This window comes from Streptomyces sp. NPDC052687 (assembly GCF_040678395.1).
In the GTDB taxonomy this organism is placed as follows: Bacteria; Actinomycetota; Actinomycetes; order Streptomycetales; family Streptomycetaceae; genus Streptomyces.
Map to the genome: position 1 here is coordinate 38,145 of NZ_JBFATR010000018.1, position 21,420 is coordinate 59,564.

Consider the following 21,420-nt stretch of genomic DNA (forward strand, 5'->3'; position numbering starts at 1 on the left):
GGAGCCACCCCCGCCCGCCCGCAACACGTGCCGATCCCGGTCCGCGGGCGTAACGTCCCGGTATGGGCGGCAGCACGGACGAACCGGCCACGCGCGACGAACTGGATACCGCGTTCGCGGAGACGGTGCGCCACATCGGCGCGTCCATCGGCGCCCTCTACCTCCTCGAACCCGGCGAGGAGGTGCTCTGCCTGGAGCTGCTGTCCGGGGCGTCGGCGGAGCTGGCCGCCCCGTGGGCACGGGTGGCGCTCGCCGCGCCCGCCCCCGTCGCCGACGCCGTCCGCCTGCACCGCCTGGTGTGGATCGGCAGCCAGGAGGAGATGACCCACTCCTACCCGCGCACCGCGATGGCCCTGCCCTACCCCCTGGCGCTCGCCGCCGCGCCGGTCGACGGCGTCCGCCGCTGGGGGGCCCTGCTGCTGATGTGGCCCGCCAACCGGCCCGCGTTCATGACCGGCCGGGAGCGCCGGTACATCCAGTCCAGCTGCCGCCGGCTGGCCCGCCTGCTGGACGAAGGGGGCGCGCACGGCCGGGCCCCGGCGCGCGACGGCGGCCCCCACGTCGTGCCCGCCGTCGTGGGCCGCGACTCCGCCGGCCCCACCATGGCCGCCGCCGACTTCATCGAACGGCTGCCCGGCGGCAGCTGCTCCCTCGACCTCGAGGGGCGCTTCACCTACCTCAGCTCCGGCGCCTGCGAACTGCTGGGCCGCAGCGCCGACCAGCTCCTCGGCACCCGGCCCTGGCAGTCCCTGCGCTGGCTCGACGACCCCACCTACGAGGACCGCTACCGGGCTGCCGTGCTCAGCCGCGAACCCGTCTCCTTCACCGCCTGCCGCCCACCCGACACCTGGCTGGAACTGCACCTCTACCCGGACGCCAGCGGCATCAGCGTCCGGATCGTGCCCAGCGGCGCCCAGCCCCCGCCCGCCCCGGCGCCGCGTGGCTCCACCCGCAGCGTGAATCCGACCCGCGCCGGCCGGCTGTACCAGCTGATGCACCTCGCCGCCGCGCTTACCGAGGTCGTGGGCGTCCAGGACGTCATCGACCTGATCGCCGACCAGATCATGCCCGCCTTCGGCGCCCAGGGCCTGGTGCTGTCCGCCGCCGACGCGGGCCGGCTGCGCATCACCGGCTACCGCGGCTACACCCCGGAGGCGATCCGGCAGCTCGACGCGCTGCCCCTCGACACCCGGCTGACCCCGGCCGGGCGGGCCATCGCCTCCGGCATCCCCGCCTTCTTCGCCAGCCAGCAGGAGATGCGGCGGATCTACCCCGACGCCCCCATGATCAGCGGCAAGAACGCCTGGGCCTTCCTGCCGCTGGTGATCTCCGGCCGGCCGGTCGGCTGCTGGGTGCTGTCGTACGACGATCCGCACGAGTTCACGGCCGAGGAACGCGCCGTCATGACCTCACTCGCCGGACTCGTCGCCCACGCCCTCGACCGGGCCCGCCTGTACGACACCAAGCAGGAACTCGCCCACGGCCTCCAGCAGGCGCTGCTGCCGCGCACCCTGCCCACGGTGCGAGGCCTGGGGGTGGCCGCCCGCTATCTGCCCACCACCCGCGGCATGGACATCGGCGGCGACTTCTACGACCTGATCCGGCTCGGCGAGACCTCCGCGGCCGCCGTCATCGGGGACGTCCAGGGCCACAACGTCGCCGCCGCCGCGCTCATGGGCCAGGTCCGCACCGCCGTCCACGCCCACGCGGCCGCCGGCAGCGCCCCCGACCAGGTCCTCGCCGGAACCAACCGGCTCCTCATCGACCTCGCCCCCGACCTGTTCACCAGCTGCCTCTACGCCCACCTCGACCTGGCCGCCGGGCGGGTCACCCTGGCCGCCGCGGGCCACCCGCCCCCGCTGCTGCGCCTGCCCGACCGCACCACCCGCCCCGTCGTCGTCCGGCCCGGACCGCTGCTCGGCATCGACCCCGACGCCGTCTACCCGGTGACCGAGATCCCGTTCACCCCCGGTCTGACCCTGCTCTTCTACACCGACGGCCTCATCGAGACGCCCGGCACCGACCTCGACGACGCCATCGCTCGCCTCGCCCGCCATCTCGCCGAGGCGGAGGCCGAGGACCAGGACCTGGACGGCCTCATCGACGAGCTGCTGCGCAGAGAGGGCACCACCGGCCAGCGGGCCGACGACATCGCCCTCCTGGCCCTGCGGCACGACCCCGGCCACCATCCCGTTGACCGTTGACCGCTGACCGCTGACCGCTGACCGTTGACCGTTGACCGTTGACCGCTGACCGCTGACCGCAGACCACAGACCGCCGACGACCGCAGACCACAGACCACAGACCACAGACCACAGACCGCCGACGACCGCAGACCACAGACCACAGACCGCCGACGACCGCAGACCACAGACCGCCGACCGCAGACCGCCGACTTCGGGCCGCGAACCACGGGCCGCCGACCGGTGACTCCAGGCCGCGGACCACAGGCCGCCGATCGCGGATCGCAGACCGCCGGCCGGCCACCCGCTCACGGACGCGGATTCACCCGCCGCCACCGCGGGCGCGCGTCACCGCCACGCCGCCCCGCCACGGACGCGCAGCGCGGGCACACCCGCCGTACCTCGTCGGCCGCCCCGCCGGACTCCGGGAGGACGTCCGGCCAGGTGACGTGCGGGAAACGGCCCAGCCGGGACCGGCTGAGCGACAGCCCGCACACCGTCTCGTTGCGGCCGGGCTCCCAGGCGTGGACCTCCCCGGCCGGCAGCCGGCGGCGGCCCTCCTCCTCGTCCGTCCACTGACCGGAGGCGGCGACGGCGTACGACGTGGCGCGTGGCATGACGACGGTCCTCCGATCAGCCGGCGGGGTTGTCGACCCGCAGCCGCACCTGCTCCTCCAGCCGCCGCAGGCTGCCGTCTAGGGCGTCGGCCACGGCCTGCTCGCCGGGGTCGTGGCTGTCGTCGAAGAACGACAGGTGCACGGTCACCTCGCTGGCCCCGCTGCCGATCCCCGCGACCTGTAGCCAGCCCGCGTAGCTGCCCTGGTCCCGGGTGCCCCACTCCAGCCGCATCTGTTCCGGCCGCTTCCGCAGCAGGGCGGAGGTGTCCTCGTCGGTGCGGTCCTCATGGACCGTGACGGCGGGCAGCTCCTCCGCCCGGACATGCAGCTCGGACGGCAGCCAGGTGTCGAGCTGACCGATGTTGGCGGCCTGGTCGAACACCTGCTCCGGCTGCGCGGGCATCGTGCGGGAACGTTCGTACTCGGTCATCGGCGGCACCGTCCTCGGCTCGGGGTGGTACAGCCCACCGCGTGCCCGGGTTGCCCGTGAATAAGCGTGCGACCGGGCGCCGAGCGGACCGAAGGCGCGCATCCGGGCCCGGTCCCCGAACGCGGCGAGGGAAGGTCGCAGCGGGGGAGGCCGCGGCGGGCAAGGCTCCAGCGGGGGAGGACCCAGTGGCGGAGGGCGGCTCAGCGACCGTCCGCGGGCTCCAGCGGAACCGTCGCGGTGACGTCCTTCCCCCTCGCCCGCGGGGTAACCTCCAGCCGCAGGCTCAGGGACCGCACCAGATGCAGTCCGTGTCCGCCGATCCGGGCCGGATCGCGGGGCTGCAGCCGGGGCAGCCGGCGGGAGGTGTCCCGCACGGTGATCCGCAGCGCCCGGCCGTCGGGGCCGGCGTCCAGCTCCAGGGTGCAGGGGCCGGGGGCGTGCCGGACGGCGTTGGTGACGAGTTCGCTGACGACCAGGCAGGCGTCCTGGACCGACCGGCCGCACGGCGGCTGGTCGAGACGTTCCAGCAGGTCGATGACGGCACGGCGTGCCTCTGCGATGTCGGGGACCGTGGGATCCCAGGTGCGGGTCAGGCAGGAGCGGGTGCTGTGGTCCGCCGTCCGGATGTCCCTCGCCTGGTACTTGAGCGAGTTCTCCATGCAGGGTTCCTCGTGTGCGGGTGATGGCTCGTTCGTCTGCGCGATCGCTGTGCCGTCCTATCCGCATACCCAGGACTGCGCGACCCACAGGTACCGGGCGGGGAATCGTGCCTCGTCTCCCCCGTCCGGGCGGCACGGCGGGGGCCGGACGGCACCGCGGGGGCCGGACGGCACGGCCGGAAAAGTCGGAGGCATGGCTCGGGAAGTTGCGGGTAAGCGCCGACGAGGACTGCCGGTATCACGGGAATGGGCGGACGATGACGACGTCGGTGACGACTGACACGGGTACGGATGCGACCACGCTTCCGGAGCTGGACGACCCCGCCCAGGTGGCGCCGGGGGACGCCAGGCAGCTCACCCGGCTGTTCCTGCAGCGGCTGGCCGTACTAGAGGAAGGCACCGCCGAGTACCAGTACGCGCGCAACACGCTCATCGAGATGAACCTGTCGCTCGTGCGGTTCGCGGCCGGCCGGTTCCGCGGGCGCGCCAAGGACGACATGGAGGACATCGTCCAGGTCGGCGTCATCGGGCTCATCAAGGCCATCGACCGCTTCGAGGTCTCCCGCGAGGTCGAGTTCACCACCTTCGCGATCCCCTACATCGTCGGCGAGATCAAGCGGTTCTTCCGCGACACCACCTGGGCCGTGCACGTGCCCCGCCGCCTGCAGGAGGCCCGCGTCCACCTCGCGCGCGCCACCGAGGAGCTCACCGGCCGGCTGGGCCGCACCCCCACGGTCCGGGAACTCGCCCAGCTGATGAGCCTGTCCGAGGACGAGGTCGTCGAGGCGATGCTGGCCTCCAACGGCCACACCTCCGCCTCGCTCGACGCGGCCATAGGCCAGAGCGAGGACGGGGAGTCCGCCCTGGCCGACTTCGTCGGCAGCGAGGACGCGGCCTTCGACCTCGTGGAGGACCTGCACGCCCTGGCACCGCGCATCACCGAACTGGACGAACGTGAACGTCTCCTGCTGCACCTGCGCTTCGTGGAGGAACGGACGCAGGCGGAGATCGGCGAGCGCTTGGGCGTCTCCCAGATGCACGTCTCACGTCTGCTCAGCAGGCTGCTCGCGCGGCTGCGCGCGGACCTGCTGCCCGCACCGTGACGGACGCGCCCGCCCGGCCCGGGCGGCCCGCCGGCTCCGGCGGGCCGCCGCCGCACAGAGGGGTACGCCGGGATCCCCGCCGCCGGCCCCGGCCGGGTCCGCGACCTCGTCGCCCGGACCCCGGCTGCGAACATGTGGGGGCCCTTGGGGCATCCTGCGGGTGAATGGTGAAGATCCGGAAGCCGTCGCACCCACGGCCGGCCGCCGTGGCGCGGTGACGCGCGGACGGCGGACGGCGGATACGGGGCGGGGAAGGTCGGAACGATGGTGACGTCGCAGGCTCGCGCTGCCGAGCTGATCAGAGCGGCCCGGGTGGGAGCCGAGGCGGAATGGGAACGGCCCGAGCCGTCCGTCCTCCTCGTGGAGGACGACCCGGGTGACGCGCTGCTCGTCGAGGAACTGGTCGCCGACAGCGCCCTGAAGATACGGCTGCGCTGGGTCCGGTCGCTGACCGAGGCCGCCGAGGTGCTCGCCACCGAGACGCCCGACTGCGTCCTGCTCGACCTGCATCTGTCGGACGCCCGCGGCCTGGAGGCCGTCTCCCTGCTGCGGGCCCGCGCCGAGCAGGTCGCGATCGTCGTCCTCACCGGGCTCGCCGAGGAGGAGACCGGCCTCGCCGCGGTCGCGGCCGGCGCACAGGACTACCTGGTCAAGGGCCGCGTCGAGCCCGAACTCTTCGGCCGGGCGGTCCGGTACGCGATCCAGCGCAAGCAGGCGGAGCAGGCGGCCGTCGCCCTCCAGGCCAGCCAGATGCAGGCCCAGGAGAACGCCCGTCTGGAACGCGGCCTGCTGCCCCGCCCGCTGCTGCGCGGCGAGGGCGTCCACGTCGTGGCCCGCTACCGCCCCGGCCGGGCCCAGGCGCTGCTCGGCGGCGACTTCTACGACATCGTCCAGGACTCGGACGGCACCGTGCACGCGATCGTCGGCGACGTCTCCGGACACGGCCCCGACGAGGCGGCGCTCGGCGTCGCCCTGCGGATCGCCTGGCGCACCCTGGTGCTCAGCGGTGTCGCCGGCTCCGAGCAGATGAGCCGGCTGGAGGAACTGCTGGTCGCCGAACGGGCCCGCGAGGAGGTCTTCGCCACCCTCGTGAGCCTGGCCGTCGTACCGGGCGAACAGCGGGCCCACGTCGTCCGCGCCGGCCACCACGGGCTGCTCCGGCGCGGCCGTGAGCACGTCGAGTGGATCGAGGTACCCGGCGGGCCGGCGCTCGGCATGCTCCCCGGCGGCGCGACCTGGCCGATCGCGGAACTGCCGGTGCCCAAGGGCGACTCGGTGGTCCTGTTCACCGACGGGCTGTTCGAGGGACACGTCAGCCGCGGCCCGCAGCGCCTGGGCGAGGAGGGCCTGCTGGCGCTCGCCCGCAGCGCGGCCGGCCTGCCCCCCGAGGCCTTCGTGGACCGTCTGATCGGCAAGGCCGAGGAGCTCGCCGAGGAGCAGGGCGGTCTGGCCGACGACGTGGCCGTTGTCCATCTGAGCTGGAACTGAACAAGTGAGACGAGTGGGACGAGTGTCGACCTGGAACACGGTGACGGAACGCAGAGCCGATGTGTGGAGCGGCCGCAAACTGACGGTGCAGGGCTGGTTCTACCTGGTGCTGGCCCTCATGGCGCTGCTGGTCGTGCTCGGCACCGTGGTCGGCACGAACCTGCTGGACCGCACCGCCGACGTGTCCGACCGGCTGCTCCAGCGCGTCCAGCCGGCCCAGACCGAGGCCTACCGGCTGCAGGCCGCCCTCGTCGACCAGGAGAGCGGCATCCGCGGCTACGCCATCACCGCCGACGAGCAGTTCCTCCTCCCGTACACCGAGGGCAAGCGGGACGAGGCGGCCGCCGCCGCCCGGCTGCGCACGCTCCTCGGCGACCGGCCCGAACTCCTCGCCGACCTGCGCGCCGTGGAACGGCAGGCGGCCGCCTGGCGCCGCGGCTACGCCGACCCCCTCGCCGACTCCGTCCGGCCCGGCGAGCCCCGGCGGATCGACCCGCGGGCGGCCGAGCGCGGCAAGCAGCAGTTCGACGAGGTGCGCGCCCGGCTGGCCGAACAGAGCGCCCGGCTGGCCGAGACGGTCCGTGACGACCGGGACCGCCTCGCCCACGAGCGCACGGTCCGCGACTCCGTGCTGGCCGGCATGGTGGTCGTCTTCCTGCTGACCGGAGTGGCGCTCGCCGTCCTGGTCAGGCTCCTCGTGACCCGTCCCCTGGAGGCGCTGCGCACCGCGTCGCGCCGCGTGGCCGGCGGCGAGTTCTCGTACGTCATCACCGGCGGCGGCCCCGTCGACGTGACGGCGCTGGCCGGCGACGTCGAGGGCATGCGCCGGCGCATCGTCACCGAACTCGACGCCTCCCGCCAGCAGCAGCAGGTGCTCACCCGGCAGGCCGCCGACCTCAACGCGCAGGCCGTCGAACTGCGCCGCTCCAACGTGGAACTGGAACAGTTCGCCTACGTCGCCTCCCACGACCTCCAGGAGCCGCTGCGCAAGGTCGCGTCGTTCTGCCAGCTGCTGGAGAAGCGGTACGGGGACCAACTGGACGAGCGCGGACGGCAGTACATCGACTTCGCCGTCGACGGCGCGAAGCGGATGCAGGTGCTCATCAACGACCTGCTGACCTTCTCCCGGGTCGGCCGCCTCAACGACGCGCGCGTGCCCGTCTCCCTGGACCAGGCGCTGGACAAGGCCCTGGCGAACCTGGCCGGCGCCGTGGAGGACACCGGCGCCCGCGTCGACCGCCCCGAGCGGATGCCCGAGATCGTCGGGGACCCGACCCTGCTCACCATGCTCTGGCAGAACCTGGTGGGCAACGCCCTGAAGTTCCGCCGCCCCGAGACGGCCCCGCACGTGACCGTCACCTGCGATCCCGACCCGGAGGAGGAGGACAGCCTGCGGCTGACCGTCACGGACAACGGCATCGGCATCCCGGAGGAGTTCGCCGAGAAGGTCTTCGTCATCTTCCAGCGGCTGCACAGCCGGGACGCCTACGGTGGTACGGGCATCGGTCTGGCCCTGTGCAAGAAGATCGCCGAACACCATGGTGGCAGGATCTGGATCGACACCGCCTACACGGGCGGTACCCGCTTCTGCTTGACTCTGCGGGTCACCGCCGACACGCCGGTTCCGGCCGGCACGCGCACCGAGGAAAAGGCCCTGACATGAGCACCCCCGCCGCCACCCCCATCGACGTCCTCCTCGTCGAGGACGACCCGGGCGACGAGCTGATGACCCGTGAGGCGTTCGAGGACAACAAGATCGGCAACACGCTGCACGTGGTCCGCGACGGCGAGGAGGCACTGGACTTCCTCTACCGCCGCGGCGACCACACCGACGCGCCGCGGCCCGACCTGATCCTGCTCGACCTGAACCTGCCGAAGTACGACGGCCGTCAGGTCCTGGAGCGGATCAAGTCCGACCCCGATCTGTCCCTCATCCCCGTGGTCGTCCTCACCACCTCCGCGGCCGAGGAGGACATCCTGCGCAGCTACAAGCTGCACGCCAACGCCTATGTCACCAAGCCGGTGGACCTGGACCAGTTCATCGCCGCGGTCCGTCAGATCGACGACTTCTTCGTCCAGGTCGTCCGGCTGCCCGGCCGCACCGGCTGACCCGGCGCCTCAGGCGGGGGCGGGGGCGGGGACGCCTCAGTCGCCCCCGCCCCCGCAGGAGGACCCGCCGCAGGACGATCCGCCTCCGCAGGACCAGCCACCGCCGCTCCCGCCGTGGCCGCCGTCCCACCAGGACCCGCCCCGCCGCGAGGACCGGCGCCCGCCCCGGCCGGAGACGGCGATCACCGCGATCAGGACGACGACCGCGATCGTCAGGAACTCCATGGTCCGCACCCCCGTTTGCCGTGCCGATGTGCATGTGCGTGGGGGATGCCCCTAATGATCACCTCGCCAATCCTCACTTGAGCGACTTCAGAGCTTGACCGGCGGATGCGGGCGCGCGGCCCTTCAGTCGTGAGCGCTCGCCGGGCCGACCGGGACGTCCCCGCGCAGCGTGATGCGGTGCATGACACGGTGCTGGTCGCCGTAGTCGCGGTTGGCGTAGTGGGCCGTGCTGCGGTTGTCCCACAGCGCGACGTCACCCGGCCGCCACCGGTGCCGTACGACGTGCTCCGGCTTGGTGAGGTGGGCGTACAGGATGTCGAGGAGGCCCCGGCTCTCGTGCTCCGAGACACCCACGATGTGGGAGGTGAAGCCGGGGTTCACGAACAGGCCCCTGCGGCCGGTCTCCGGGTGCACCCGCACCACCGGGTGCTCCACCGGCTTCAGCTCCGTGAACACCTCGCCCTCCCACACGTTGCCCCGGCCCTGCCGGCGCTGGGCGAGGTAGTAGCCGAACTCCCGGCTGCCGTCGTGGACGGCGGTGAGCGTGTCGACGTGGGCGCGCAGGCCCGGCGACAGCGACTCGTAGGCGAGCTGGCTGTCGGCCCAGCTGGTGTCGCCGCCGTTGGGCGGCAGCACCACGGCACGCAGGACCGAGATGGCCGGCGGGCGCCGTACGAACGTCACGTCGGTGTGCCAGACGTCGGCGAACCCGTTGTCCTGGCTGTCCAGGGAGTACACCTCGGGTGCCACGTCACCGGAGTCGTGCACGGGATGCCCGACGGTCACTTCGCCCAGGCGCCTGCCGAACTCGATCTGCGCCGCGTCGTCGAGGCCGTGCTGACCGCGCACGAAGAGCACCTTGTACGTCACCAGTGCCTCGCGCAGCGCGAGGACCTGGTCGTCGTCGAGGCGCCCGAGGTCCAGACCGTCGATCTCCGCGCCGAAGCGGGGGCCGAGTGGGGTGAGGGGCAGCCGGGTCAGGGCGGGCCGCTCGCTGAGAACGCTCACGTGAATTTCCTTTCCTGGGTGTGCGGGTGGGGGTGAGGTTGGGTGGGTGAGGTGGGGGTGAGGGGTCAGGCCGCCGCGGCGGCCTTGACCGCGTGGGACACCTGCGCGCGCAACTCGGCGAACCGCTCGGAGCGACGCAGCTCCTCGGGGTCCGTCTCGCCGCGCGGCAGCGGAACCGGCAGGTCGAGGGCCACGGTCCCGGGGCCCTTGGTCAGCACCACGATGCGGGAGCCGAGGAACACCGCCTCGTCCGCGGAGTGCGTCACGAACACCGCCGTCCGCCCGGTCCGGTCGGTCATGCGGCGCAGGTCCTGCTGGAGCCGCTCCCGGGTCAGCGCGTCCAGCGCCGCGAACGGCTCGTCGAGCAGGAGAAGCGGATTCTCGGCCGCGAGCGCGCGGGCGATCGCGACACGTTGCTGCTGGCCGCCGGAGATCTCCCAGACGCGCCGCTTCTCCGCGCCTTCCAGACCGACCCGGGCCAGCAGCTCCGCGCGCCGCTCCGGCCGGCGGGCGCGGTCCACTCCCGCGTACCGCAGCGCCAGGTCGATGTTGCCTCCCACGGTCCGCCACGGGAACAGCCGCGGAGTCTGGAACACCACCCCCGCTGCCCGGCCGGGCCGCGGCTCCGCGCCGGACACCCGCACCGATCCGCGCGTGGGCCGCTCGAAACCGGCGATCAGCCGCAGCAGGGTGCTCTTGCCGCAGCCGGAGGCACCCACGAGGACCAGGAACTCCCCGGCCGGTACGGTCAGGTCGACCGGCCCGACGGCGGTGAAGGTCTCGCCGCCCCGGCCGTAGCGGTGGACGACGTCGTCGAGGCGGACGGATCCCTCGGCCGCCGCGCCCGCTCCGGCGGGGGCCACCACGGTCTCACTGGACGACATCGGGCAGCCCCTTGAGGTAGAACGCCTTGCGGACGACGTCCTCGGACGGCGCGGCGGCGATCTGCCGCTGGCCGGCCAGGAACCGGCCGGTGTCGGTGACGTAGCCGAGCAGCTTGCCCGGACGGCCCTCGCTGCCCAGCCAGTCGGCGGAGACCACCTGCTCCGGCGTGAGGAACACGCCCTGCGACAGCTGCGCCCTGGCGTCCGCCGCGCCGATGCCGAGTTCCGCCGCGACCGCCCGCACCGCGCCGTCCGGGTCGGACTTGAGCAGGCGCAGCGCCTCGGCCTGCGTCTTGCGCCAGACGTCGATGGCCTTCGGGTCCCGCGCGATCAGGTCGTCCGACACGACGGCCAGGTCGAGGGTCGGCCGGCCCGCCGCGCCGATCTCCTTGCTGCTGGTGAGCTGGGTGCCGGTCGCGCGCAGTTCGTCGAGGGTCGGCAGCCAGACGTACGTGGCGTCGATGTCCCCGCGCTGCCACGCGGCGAGGATCGGCTGCGGCTGCAGGTCGATGAGCTGCACGTCCGACGGCCGCAGGCCCGCCTTCTCCAGCGCCGCCAGCAGGCTGTAGTGGGAGGTGGAGGCGAAGGGCGTGGCTATCTTCCTGCCCTTCAGCCCGGCGACGTCGGTGATGCCGGTGGCCTTGCGCACCACCAGGGCCTCGTTCTCGCCCGCGACGTCGAGGATCCACGCGACCTTGTACGGGATGGGCGAGTCGCCGGACACCCCGCGGGCGAACGGACTGGAGCCGAGCGCGGCGATGTCGAGGGACCCGCCGATGAAGGCCTGGTTGACCCCGGCACCGGAGTCGAACTTGATCCAGGTGATCTCGTGGTCCGGCAGGGCCTTCTCCAGCAGCTTCCCGTGCTTCACGAGCAGGTCGCCGCTGGGGAAGGCGAAGTAGCCGATGCGCAGCCGCTTGGAGCCGCCGGACGCCGACCCCTCGCCGTCGGACGAGCAGCCGGTGACGGCCGCGGACACGGTCGCCAGGGCGCCGGCGAGGAGGAGACGACGGGACGGGCCTCGTGAGGCAGGGGACATGGTGGAACCGTTTCTGTGCAGGGGAGGGAAAGGGGTGAGGCAAGAGGGGATGGGAGGAGAGGGAACGGGAGAGGTCGGGGTGCGGGCTACGCGCGACCGCGCCACGGAACGACCGCGCGTTCCAGCCGCAGCAGCAAGCCGTCGATGATCAGCCCGGAGACGCCGATGGCGATGATGCCGACGAGCACCACCGGCGTGTTGTTGTAGTTGGCGGCGTCCTTGACCATGCCGCCGATCCCGGGCAGACCGTTGACCAGCTCGGCGGCGACCAGGGAGGAGTAGGCCACACCGACGGCCAGCCGGATCCCGGTGAGCGTCTCCGGCAGCGCGGACGGCACGACGACGTCCCGGACGACGTCCCACCGCGAGCCGCCGAGCGCGCGGGCGGCCTCGATCAGGCTCTTCGGTACGGCGGTGACGGCCGTGGTGGTGGACACCGCCACCGGCGGGAACGCGGCCACGGCCAGCAGCGTGACCTTCGGCGCCTCGTCGATGCCCAGCCAGATGATCAGCAGCGAAAAATACGCCAGCGGCGGCAGGGTCCGCAGGAACGTGATCCACGGCTCGAACAGGGCGCGCAGCCGGCCGACGGTGCCCATGAGCAGCCCGAACACCACCCCGGCGGCGACACCGATGCCGGCGCCGATGGCGATGCGCCGCAGGCTGATGCCCAGGTGCTCGACGAGCGTGGTGCCGTTGTAGCCCCGTACGCCGTCGTGCGTGGTGGACACGTCGACGAACGCGTCCCACACCGCGGCCGGCGGCGGGACCAGGGTCTCGCTCCACGTCCCGCTCGCCGCCAGCAGCTGCCACAGGACGAGGAAGCACAGGAGCGAGCCCAGCGGCAGCGCGGCACGGCGCACGCGCGCCGCCGCCTTCCGGGCCCGCCGCCGGGGTTCGGGCGGCGCGCCGGCCGGGTCGGCGGATTCGAGCAGGGTGGGAGTCAGGGACACGGACGTCCTCCAGGGGCGCCGGAACGTGAGCGGCCGCCGCGATCAGAGGGCGGCCGGTCCCGGCCGGAAGTCATGCCGGCCGGAGAGGCCGGGGAAAGCCGAAGGGGAAGGGGAAAGCCGAAGCAAGAAAGGGGGGAAGCGCGCGCCGTGGTGAGAGGGCGCGGGCCGACCGCCCGGTGCGGGTGATGTCACCGCACGGCAGGGCGCGTCAGGAGAAAGGGGTCAGCGACAACACGAACCCGGGCGCCGGCACAGGTCGATGACCAGGCGTCGCACCAAGGGCTCGGAATTCATGAGTCCTATTTCTACCTCAGTCCCGGCTCCGCACCAATGGGCGTCCACTCTCCGGAACGCGGCGCGCCGGCCCGGCGTGCTCACGCGACGCCGCCGTACGCGCGGGCGTTGCGCACGAACAGGGTGTGCAGCGCCCGGACGGCCCGGGGAACCCGCCCGGAGGGGCGGCTCTGCAGGACCAGCAGCACATCGGTCGCGTCGCCCGCGAGCGGCCGTACGGTGATCGCGCCGCGGCGCTCCAGCGGGTCACCGATGACGCTGAAGTCGGGCAGCACGGTCGCCCCCAGTCCTTCGGCGACCATCAGCTTGCCCATCTCGGCGCCGTCGGTGGAGTACGAGAAGGACGGCGTACGGCCGCCCAGCAGCCGGTGCACGAACCGGTGCATCACATAGCCGGACCGCATCACGATCAGCGGCTGGGCCAGGAGATCGTCCACGTCCACCGCCTCCCGGGCGGCGAGCGGACTGTCCGCGCGCACGCACACCACCGGGCGGCCGCGCAGCAGTTCCGTCGTCTCGAAGCCGGGCGGCATGTCGTCGCCCCCGAGGTAGTTCACCAGCCCCAGGTCGAACGCGCCCTCCAGCAGCCCCCGGTGGATCTCGGACTGCTGCGCGCCGACCAGTTCCACCTGGGTGCGCGGGTGGGCGGACCGGAACTCCCGCACGGTCGGGATCACCAGCGGCACCGTGGCGGTGTTGACCGTGCCGAGCCGGACCATACGGCTGATGCGATGCTGGTCACCGGCCGCGCCGCGCAGCCGGTCGACGGCGTCCAGCACGCTCATGATGTACGGCAGCAGCTCCCGGCCCTCGTCGCTGACCTTCGCCCCGGACCGCTTGCGCTCCAGCAGGTCCACGCCCAGCTCCCGCTCCAGATTGCGCACGGTCTCGCTCAGCGCCGGCTGAGACAGGTGCAGCTCCTCGGCGGCCCGCCGCAGCGAACCCGAGCGCGTGACGGCCGCGATGTATTCGAGCTGTTCGATACGCACGACCGTGAGACTGCCGCCGGCCGCCGGGCGGGTTCAAGGGAATCCCTGTCACAACCTCGTGAATAACTTCTGTCAGTACGCGGAAACGGCTCCGGGCAATCTTGACCCGCCCGACGTGCCGCTGCTTTGATCGATGACATGAAGCGACAGGATCTCACGCGGCGACGCCACGTCGACCTCGCGCGTGTCTCCAGCTCCTGCTGTCGCCGCCGGGTCTGAGGCCACCGAGCTCACCCGAGGGAAACCCTCGCACTCGCACCGGTCTCCTTTCGAGTCCGCCCTTGTGAATTCTCCCGCGAGCCGTCTGCCGTAACGCTCGCGGCTTTCCCGGGAACGCCGTCCCCGCACGCCCGCGTCCCGGCCACCGCACACTTTCCCCGCACGCCTGCGTGCCTTTTTCCGCGGGCGTTCTCATGCCAGGAGTTCCCCATGTCCGTACCGCCCGGATCCGATCCCGTCCGCTTCGCCTACTGGGTGCCGAACGTCAGCGGCGGCCTGGTCACCAGCACCATCGAGCAGCGCACCGACTGGAGCTACGACTACAACCGCGAACTGGCCGTCCTCGCCGAGAACAGCGGCTTCGACTACGCCCTCAGCCAGGTCCGCTACATGGCCAGCTACGGCGCCGAGTTCCAGCACGAGTCGACCAGTTTCAGCCTGGCCCTGCTGCTGGCCACCCAGCGGCTGAAGGTGATCGCCGCCGTCCACCCCGGTCTGTGGCACCCCGGAGTCCTCGCGAAACTCGGCGCCACCGCCGACCACCTGTCCGGCGGCCGGTTCGCCGTCAACGTCGTCAGCGGCTGGTTCAAGGGCGAGTTCACCGCCCTCGGGGAACCCTGGCTCGAGCACGACGAGCGCTACCGCCGCTCCGAGGAGTTCATCCGCGCCCTGCGTCAGATCTGGACCGAGGACCACACCGAACTCGCCGGGGACTTCTACCGGTTGCGTGACTTCACGCTCAAGCCCAAGCCCGTCGCCGTCCCCGGGCGCCCGCACCCGGAGATCTTCCAGGGCGGCAACTCCACCGCCGCCCGCGCCATGGCCGGCCGCGTCTCCGACTGGTACTTCAGCAACGGCAAGGACTTCGACGGCGTCACCGAACAGCTCGGCGACATCCGCGCGTCCGCCGCCCGGGCCGGCCGCACGCCGCCGAAGTTCGGCCTCAACGGCTTCCTCATCGCCCGCGACACCGAGGCCGAGGCCCGCGACACGCTCCGCGAGATCGTCGCCAAGGCCGACACCCCGGCCGTCCACGGCTTCCGGGACGCCGTCCAGCAGGCCGGCCCGTCCACCGCCGACGGCAAGGGCATGTGGCAGGACTCGAGCTTCGAGGACCTCGTCCAGTACAACGACGGCTTCCGCACCGGCCTGATCGGCACCCCCGAGCAGATCGCCGAGCGGATCGTCGCCTACAAGCGGCTCGGCGTGGATCTCTTCCTCCTCGGCTTCCTGCACTACCTGGAGGAGGTCGAGTACTTCGGCAAGCGCGTGCTGCCTCTCGTCCGCGAACTGGAGGCGCAGCAGCCGCAGTCCGAGCCCGTCCCCGCCCACTCCTGACCGGCCGGCCCGTACGCCCGCGACGCGCCTCCGCCCGCAACGCGCCTCCGCCCGCGACGTGCCGGCGCACGCGTCCCCACCGTCACCACCGTCGCACCACACCCGCACCCCGCACGCGACCGCACCCGCACGCGGCGTGAACCGCACCCGCACGCGGCGTGAACCGCACCGAGAGGAATCCCCATGAGCATCACCGCACCGGCCGACTGGAAGTCCGTCCCCGCCCCGAGCGACGCCGAGGGCTGGATCGCCCGCGCCGCCGAGGTCGCCGCCGTCCTCGCCTCCGACGCCGCGGCCCGCGACAAGGCGGGCGCCACCCCGTACGCCGAGGTCCGGCTGCTGAAGGAGGCCGGCCTGGTCACCCTCCTCGGGCCCGTCGAGCACGGCGGCGCCGGCCAGGACTGGACCACCGCCTACCGCGTCGTCCGCGAGGTCGCCAAGGCCGACGGCTCGATCGGCCAGCTGCTCGGCTACCACTACCTGTGGAACTGGGCCGCCCGGCTGGTCGGCACCCGCGAACAGTGGGAACACGTCGAGGCCGAGGCCGCCCGCAACCAGTGGTTCTTCGGCGGCGCGGTCAACCCCCGCGACGACGACGTGGTGGTGCGCGACGAGGGCGACACCCTCACCTTCACCGGCCGCAAGTCGTTCTCCACCGGCAGCAAGGTCTCCGACGTCACCGTGCTGGAAGGCGTCCTGGAGGGCACCGACGACCACGTCTTCGCCATCGTCCCGTCCGACAGCGAAGGCCTCACCTTCCACGACGACTGGGACAACATCGGCCAGCGCCTCACCGAGAGCGGCGGCGTCACCCTCGACGCCGTCCGCGTCCCCTGGTCGGCCGCGGCCGGCTACGTCGACAAGCGGTTCCGGCCGCGCGTCTACAACACCCTCAACGTGCCGACCATCCAGCTGGTCTTCGTCAACTTCTACCTCGGCATCGCCGCCGGCGCCCTGGAGACCGCCGCGGCCTACACCCGCACCAAGTCCCGGCCCTGGCTGCACGGCGGCCACGAGCGCGCCGTGGACGAGCCGTACGTCATCGACATCTACGGCGACCTCACCGCCAAGCTCTGGGCCGTCGAGGCACTCGCCGACGCCGTGGCCGCCGAGGGCCAGAAGCTGCACGACGACCCCGACGCCGTCACCGAGAAGACCCGCGGCGAGTTCGAGGTCCGGGTGGCCGCCGTGAAGGCCCGCGCCACCGACGTGGCCCTGGAGGTCACCAACCGCATCTTCGAGGTGACCGGCGCACGGGCCACCGCCTCCGCGGAGGGCCTCGACCGCTTCTGGCGCAACATCCGCACCCACACCCTGCACGACCCGGTCGCCTACAAACGGCGCGAGGTCGGCCGCCACGTCCTCACCGGCGAACTGCCGCAGCCCACCTGGTACTCCTGAAAGGTCCACGCTCCGATGGCCACCGTCCTCTCCGTCTCCGGCAGCCCTTCCGCCACCTCCCGCACCGCCCGCCTGCTGCGCCACCTGGACGACCGGCTCGTCGCCCAGGGGCACCAGGTCGTCCCCCTCGACGTCCGCACCCTCCCGCCCGAGGCCCTGCTGCACGCGCACCTCGGCCACCCGGCGATCGCCGAGGCCACCGCGCTCTTCGCCCAGGCGGACGGCGTCGTGATCGGCACCCCGGTCTACAAGGCCGCCTACTCCGGGCTGCTGAAGTCACTGCTCGACCTCCTCCCGCAGTACGCCCTGGCCGGCAAGACCGTGCTGCCGCTCGCCACGGGCGGCACCACCGCCCACGTCCTGGCCATCGACTACGCCCTGCGCCCGGTCCTCGCCTCCCTGGGAGCCGCGCACATCACCCCTGGCTGGTTCACCCTCGACAAGGACATCACGGTCACCGACGACGGCTCGCTGACCGTCGCGCCCGCCTCCGCCGAGGCCCTCGCCCAGGTCACGGACCAGTTCTCACTCGCCCTGGGCGGCCGTACGACCCTGCTGGCGGCCACCGGATGAGCGCCCCGCACGTGATCGCCGGCGACGCCGAGGCCCTCGACGTCGCCGGCGAGCTGGCCGAGGACTTCCGCAAGGGCGCCGCGGAGCGGGACGCGCTGCGCCGGCTGCCGCGCGCGGAACTGGAACGGCTGTCCGCCTCCGGGCTGCTCGGGGTGACGGTGCCCGCCGGGTTCGGCGGCGCCGACGTCCGCACCGAGACCCTCGCCGAGATCTTCCGGCGGCTGGCCGCCGCCGACGCCAGCCTCGCCCAGATCCCGCAGAGCCACTTCGTGTACGTCAACGTCCTGCGCCGGCAGGGAACCCCCGACCAGCAGCGGTTCCTCTTCGGCGAGGTGCTGCGCGGCAAGCGCTTCGGCAACGCCCAGTCCGAGGCGGGGACCCGGCACGTGCAGGACATCCGCACCCGCCTCACCCGCCGGCCGGACGGCTCGTACCTCCTCGACGGCGTCAAGCACTACTCCACCGGCGCCCTCTTCGCCCACTGGATCCCCGTCCTCGCCCGCGCCGACGACGACAACCTGCACGTGGCGTTCGTCCCGCGGGAGGCGCCGGGGCTCACGGTCGTCGACGACTGGGACGGCATGGGCCAGCGCACCACCGCCAGCGGGACCGTCCGCCTGGAGTCGGTGCCCGTCCCCGCCGACCGGGTCGTACCGCACCACCTCACCTTCCGCGGACCGCAACTCCACGGCGCCGTCGCCCAGTTGCTGCACGCCGCCATCGACGCCGGGATCGCCTCCGGCGCACTGGCGGAGGCGGCCGACTTCGTCCGCACCAGAAGCCGCCCCTGGTTCGAGAGCGTCGACGAGGGACACCCGACCGCCGCCGACGACCCGCTGCTGATCCAGCGGTTCGGCGAACTGGCGATCAGGGTGCGGGCCGCCGAGGCGCTGCTCGCCACGGCGGCGCGGTCCGTGGACACCGCCCGTGCCGACCTGACCGACGACACGGCCGCCGAGGCCTCGATCGCGGTCGCCGCGGCCAAGGTGACGGCGGCCGAGGCCGCGGTGGAGGCGGGCAGCGCCCTCTTCGAGGTGGCCGGCACCCGCGCCGCGCTCGACTCCCTGAACCTGCACCGCCACTGGCGGGACGCCCGCACCCACACCCTGCACGACCCGGCCCGCTGGAAGGTGCAGCACATCGGCCGGTACACCCTCAACGGCACCCGCCCGCCCCGGCACGGACTGCTGTAGACGCCCGCCCCCGAACGGAGACCCCCCATGTCCCTCACCTTCCACTGGTTCCTGCCCACCAACGGCGACAGCCGGCACGTCGTCGGCGGCGGCCACGGCACCCCCGCCGGCGCCGCCGGCCGCGACCGGCCCCCGACGGTCGCCTACCTGAGCCAGATCGCCCGCGCCGCCGAGGACCTGGGCTTCACGGGCGCCCTCACCCCGACCGGCGCCTGGTGCGAGGACGCCTGGCTGACCACCGCGATGGTCAGCCGCCACACCGAGCGGCTGAAGTTCCTGGTCGCCTTCCGGCCCGGCTTCGTCTCCCCGACGCTGGCCGCGCAGATGGCGTCCACCTTCCAGCGGCACAGCGGCGGACGGCTGCTGCTCAACGTCGTCACCGGCGGGGAGAGCCACGAACAGCGCGCCTACGGCGACTTCCTCGACAAGGACGCCCGCTACCGCCGCACCGGCGAGTTCCTGGAGGTGGTGCGGCGGTTGTGGCACGGCGAGACCGTGGACCTGACCGGCGAGCACCTGCGGGTCGAGGGCGCCACGCTGGCCCGCGTCCCCGACCCGGTCCCGGAGGTGTACTTCGGCGGCTCGTCGCCGATCGCAGGCGAGGTCGCCGCCCGCCACGCGGACGTCTACCTCACCTGGGGCGAACCGCCCGCCGCCGTCGCCGAGAAGATCGCGTGGATCCGCGCGCTGGCCGAGAAGGAGGGGCGCACCCTCCGCTTCGGCGTCCGGCTGCACGTCATCACCCGCGACACCGCCGAGCAGGCCTGGGCCGAGGCACGGCGGCTGCTCGACGGCTTCGACCCCGAGGCCGTCAAGGCCGTCCAGGCGGGCCTGGCCCGCAGCGAGTCCGAGGGCCAGCGCCGCATGCTCGCCCTGCACGGCGGCAGCCGCGACAACCTGGAGATCCACCCCAACCTGTGGGCCGGCATCGGACTGGTGCGCGGCGGCGCGGGCACGGCCCTGGTCGGCAGCCATGAGGAGGTCGCCGACCGGATCGCCGAGTACCACGCGCTCGGCATCGACGAGTTCGTCCTCTCCGGCTACCCGCACCTGGAGGAGGCGTACTGGTTCGGCGAGGGAGTCCTGCCCAGGCTCGAAGCGCGAGGACTGTGGACCCACCCGTTCCGCGACCCCGCCGACGCACGCCCCGCCGCCCAGGTCCCCTTCGCCGGCACCGGCGGCACCCCCCGGCACTGACGCGGGGACGCGGTCGCGCCGAAGCCGGACGCGGGGACTCGGTGGGCCCCAAAGCCGGACGCGGGGACGCGGTGGGCCCCGAAGCCGGACGCGGGGCGCGGTGGGCCCCGAAGCCGGACGCGGGGACGCGGTGGGCCCCGAAGCCGGACGCCGGGACGCGGTAGGCCCCGAAGCCGGACGCCGGGACGCGGTAGGCCCCGAAGCCTGAAGCGGGGCGGTCGCGCCGAAGCCCGTCACACGCCCGCCACGAACTCGTCATACACCACCCGGAATGCCGGTCCCGGGCACGCCGGTTGGTGTGGGTATGACTCTCGGATTAGCGCTCGCCCTCGAACAGGACATCGACCGCACGGTGCTGCTGGCACGGGAGGCCCACGACACCGGACTGCGCTCCGTCTGGTTCGGGCAGACCCTCTCCTACGACTCTCCCACGCTCGCCGCGGTCGTCGGCCGTGAGGTCCCCGGGCTGCACGTCGGGACCGCCGCGATCCCCGTCTTCGGCCGCCATCCGCTGCTCGTCTCCAGCCAGGCGCAGACCGCGCAGGCGGCGACCGGCGGCCGGTACCACCTCGGACTCGCCCTGGGCACCAAGTACGTCACGGAGACGGCTTTCGGCATTCCGCACGAGCGCCCCGTCCGGCTGCTCCGCGAATTCCTCACCGCCCTGCGCCAACTCGTCGAGACCGGCAGCGCCGACTTCCGCGGCGAACTGCTCACCGCCCACACGCCGTTGCCCGCCGCGGTCCCGGGCGCCGTACCGCCCGTGCCGATCCTGGTCGCCGCCATGGGACCGCAGGCGCTGCGCGTCTCCGGTGAACTCGCGGACGGCATCCTTCCCTACCTGGCCGGCCCGCGTGCCCTGGCCGAACACATCGTCCCGGCCGTCACCGCGGCCGCCGAGGCGGCGGGCCGGCCGGCACCCCGCATCGTGGCGTTCGTGCCCGGCGTGGTCACCGCCGACGTCGAAGCCGCCCGGGAGAAGGCCGTCGAGGCACTCGGGTTCTACGAGCGGTTCCCCTCCTACGAGCGGGTCATCCGCCTGTCCGGCGGCACCCGCGCCGCCGACCTGGCGGTGATCGGCGACGAGGAGACCGTCGCCGCCGAGGTCGCGCGCTACCGGGCGGCCGGGGCGACGGACGTGGTGTTCACGACGACCGACCTGACCGGCGACGCCGACCGGCGCCGCACCTGGAAACTCCTCGGAGAACTGGCGACCGGCTGAGCCGGGGGCGTCCGGCCGGCGCGATCCGCGGTCTCCGGCCGGCGTGAGCCGCGAGACACCGGGCGAGCGCTGACCGGACGCGCCCACGGTTGAAACCCTGCCGAGGACCGCCCTTGACCTGGCCTAAGCAGGCAGGGAGCAGACACTTCGGGAGACTCCGTGTTCCGTACCATGTGCAACTACAGGATCTAGTATCTGGGTGTTTCCCCTCGTCAGAACCCTGATGATTGGAATACGGGTCAGCGTGGGGCCGCACGGTTCCCGGTTTGGTGACCTGGACCCATGGCAGGGCCGCG

Annotated in this window: 21 protein-coding genes; 12 read left to right on the top strand and 9 right to left on the bottom strand. The window is 73.0% G+C overall.

The genetic code is table 11. The annotated features are described in order from the left end of the window. The first annotated feature begins 62 nt into the window (after positions 1-62). A complete protein-coding gene (locus tag AB0K92_RS17190; RefSeq protein WP_365923640.1) occupies positions 63-2,204 on the top strand; it encodes a SpoIIE family protein phosphatase in 2,142 nt (713 codons plus the stop codon). Between the two features lie 287 nt (positions 2,205-2,491). Here AB0K92_RS17190 and AB0K92_RS17195 read toward each other — a convergent pair whose 3' ends face one another. The 3 genes from AB0K92_RS17195 to AB0K92_RS17205 form a co-directional block, all read right to left on the bottom strand. Beyond that, positions 2,492-2,800, bottom strand: coding sequence for a hypothetical protein (locus tag AB0K92_RS17195; RefSeq protein WP_166003687.1), 309 nt, complete (start codon positions 2,798-2,800; stop codon positions 2,492-2,494). A gap of 16 nt (positions 2,801-2,816) precedes the next feature. After that, complete coding sequence (locus AB0K92_RS17200; RefSeq protein ID WP_365923642.1) at positions 2,817-3,230, bottom strand: SRPBCC family protein; 414 nt, start codon at positions 3,228-3,230, stop codon at positions 2,817-2,819. Between the two features lie 200 nt (positions 3,231-3,430). Then, positions 3,431-3,889: an ATP-binding protein gene (locus AB0K92_RS17205; protein WP_365923644.1), complete on the bottom strand. Its 459-nt coding sequence runs from the start codon at positions 3,887-3,889 to the stop codon at positions 3,431-3,433. A gap of 269 nt (positions 3,890-4,158) precedes the next feature. Here AB0K92_RS17205 and AB0K92_RS17210 point away from each other — a divergent pair, with 269 nt between their 5' ends. The 4 genes from AB0K92_RS17210 to AB0K92_RS17225 all read left to right on the top strand — a co-directional run bounded on the left by AB0K92_RS17210 (position 4,159) and on the right by AB0K92_RS17225 (position 8,589). Continuing rightward, positions 4,159-4,992 carry a SigB/SigF/SigG family RNA polymerase sigma factor gene (locus AB0K92_RS17210; RefSeq protein WP_365923646.1) on the top strand — a complete coding sequence of 278 codons (834 nt, stop codon included), beginning with the start codon at positions 4,159-4,161 and terminating at the stop codon, positions 4,990-4,992. Between the two features lie 264 nt (positions 4,993-5,256). Continuing rightward, positions 5,257-6,480 (top strand): fused response regulator/phosphatase, encoded by a 1,224-nt coding sequence (locus AB0K92_RS17215; protein ID WP_365923648.1) that lies wholly within the window; start codon positions 5,257-5,259, stop codon positions 6,478-6,480. 118 nt (positions 6,481-6,598) lie between these two features. Next, positions 6,599-8,143, top strand: coding sequence for an ATP-binding protein (locus AB0K92_RS17220; protein ID WP_365923737.1), 1,545 nt, complete (start codon positions 6,599-6,601; stop codon positions 8,141-8,143). Next, positions 8,140-8,589, top strand: a complete 450-nt coding sequence (locus AB0K92_RS17225; protein WP_166003697.1) for a response regulator — start codon at positions 8,140-8,142, stop codon at positions 8,587-8,589. Before AB0K92_RS17220 ends, AB0K92_RS17225 begins: the two co-directional genes overlap by 4 nt. 36 nt (positions 8,590-8,625) lie before the next feature. On the opposite strand, the gene AB0K92_RS17230 is transcribed toward AB0K92_RS17225, so the two are convergent. The 6 genes from AB0K92_RS17230 to AB0K92_RS17255 all read right to left on the bottom strand — a co-directional run bounded on the left by AB0K92_RS17230 (position 8,626) and on the right by AB0K92_RS17255 (position 13,981). Then, positions 8,626-8,814, bottom strand: a complete 189-nt coding sequence (locus AB0K92_RS17230; RefSeq protein ID WP_365923650.1) for a hypothetical protein — start codon at positions 8,812-8,814, stop codon at positions 8,626-8,628. Between the two features lie 123 nt (positions 8,815-8,937). Continuing rightward, positions 8,938-9,822, bottom strand: coding sequence for a TauD/TfdA family dioxygenase (locus AB0K92_RS17235; protein WP_365923652.1), 885 nt, complete (start codon positions 9,820-9,822; stop codon positions 8,938-8,940). Positions 9,823-9,887: 65 nt separating this feature from the next. After that, on the bottom strand, positions 9,888-10,706 hold the full coding sequence (locus tag AB0K92_RS17240; protein ID WP_365923654.1) for an ABC transporter ATP-binding protein: 819 nt from the start codon (positions 10,704-10,706) through the stop codon (positions 9,888-9,890). Continuing rightward, positions 10,693-11,745 carry an ABC transporter substrate-binding protein gene (locus AB0K92_RS17245; RefSeq protein WP_365923656.1) on the bottom strand — a complete coding sequence of 351 codons (1,053 nt, stop codon included), beginning with the start codon at positions 11,743-11,745 and terminating at the stop codon, positions 10,693-10,695. Before AB0K92_RS17245 ends, AB0K92_RS17240 begins: the two co-directional genes overlap by 14 nt. Before the next feature lie 86 nt (positions 11,746-11,831). Continuing rightward, entirely contained in the window at positions 11,832-12,692 is an 861-nt protein-coding gene (locus AB0K92_RS17250; RefSeq protein WP_365923739.1) for an ABC transporter permease, read from the bottom strand. 380 nt (positions 12,693-13,072) lie between these two features. Further along, positions 13,073-13,981 (bottom strand): LysR family transcriptional regulator, encoded by a 909-nt coding sequence (locus AB0K92_RS17255; protein WP_365923658.1) that lies wholly within the window; start codon positions 13,979-13,981, stop codon positions 13,073-13,075. A 138-nt stretch (positions 13,982-14,119) separates the two neighbouring features. Between AB0K92_RS17255 and AB0K92_RS17260 the strand changes: the two genes are divergently transcribed. From AB0K92_RS17260 to AB0K92_RS17290, 7 genes are all read left to right on the top strand, one after another. After that, positions 14,120-14,200 carry a putative leader peptide gene (locus AB0K92_RS17260; RefSeq protein WP_365765822.1) on the top strand — a complete coding sequence of 27 codons (81 nt, stop codon included), beginning with the start codon at positions 14,120-14,122 and terminating at the stop codon, positions 14,198-14,200. A 210-nt stretch (positions 14,201-14,410) separates the two neighbouring features. Next, positions 14,411-15,538 (top strand): dimethylsulfone monooxygenase SfnG, encoded by a 1,128-nt coding sequence (sfnG, locus tag AB0K92_RS17265; RefSeq protein WP_365923660.1) that lies wholly within the window; start codon positions 14,411-14,413, stop codon positions 15,536-15,538. A 183-nt stretch (positions 15,539-15,721) separates the two neighbouring features. Continuing rightward, positions 15,722-16,939, top strand: a complete 1,218-nt coding sequence (locus tag AB0K92_RS17270; RefSeq protein ID WP_365923662.1) for an acyl-CoA dehydrogenase family protein — start codon at positions 15,722-15,724, stop codon at positions 16,937-16,939. 15 nt (positions 16,940-16,954) lie between these two features. Continuing rightward, entirely contained in the window at positions 16,955-17,512 is a 558-nt protein-coding gene (gene ssuE / locus AB0K92_RS17275; RefSeq protein WP_365923664.1) for an NADPH-dependent FMN reductase, read from the top strand. Next, positions 17,509-18,705 (top strand): SfnB family sulfur acquisition oxidoreductase, encoded by a 1,197-nt coding sequence (locus AB0K92_RS17280; protein WP_365923666.1) that lies wholly within the window; start codon positions 17,509-17,511, stop codon positions 18,703-18,705. Before ssuE ends, AB0K92_RS17280 begins: the two co-directional genes overlap by 4 nt. Positions 18,706-18,732: 27 nt before the next feature. Further along, positions 18,733-19,902 carry an LLM class flavin-dependent oxidoreductase gene (locus AB0K92_RS17285; protein WP_365923668.1) on the top strand — a complete coding sequence of 390 codons (1,170 nt, stop codon included), beginning with the start codon at positions 18,733-18,735 and terminating at the stop codon, positions 19,900-19,902. A 304-nt stretch (positions 19,903-20,206) separates the two neighbouring features. Continuing rightward, complete coding sequence (locus AB0K92_RS17290; protein WP_365923670.1) at positions 20,207-21,124, top strand: LLM class F420-dependent oxidoreductase; 918 nt, start codon at positions 20,207-20,209, stop codon at positions 21,122-21,124. Positions 21,125-21,420 lie beyond the last annotated feature (296 nt).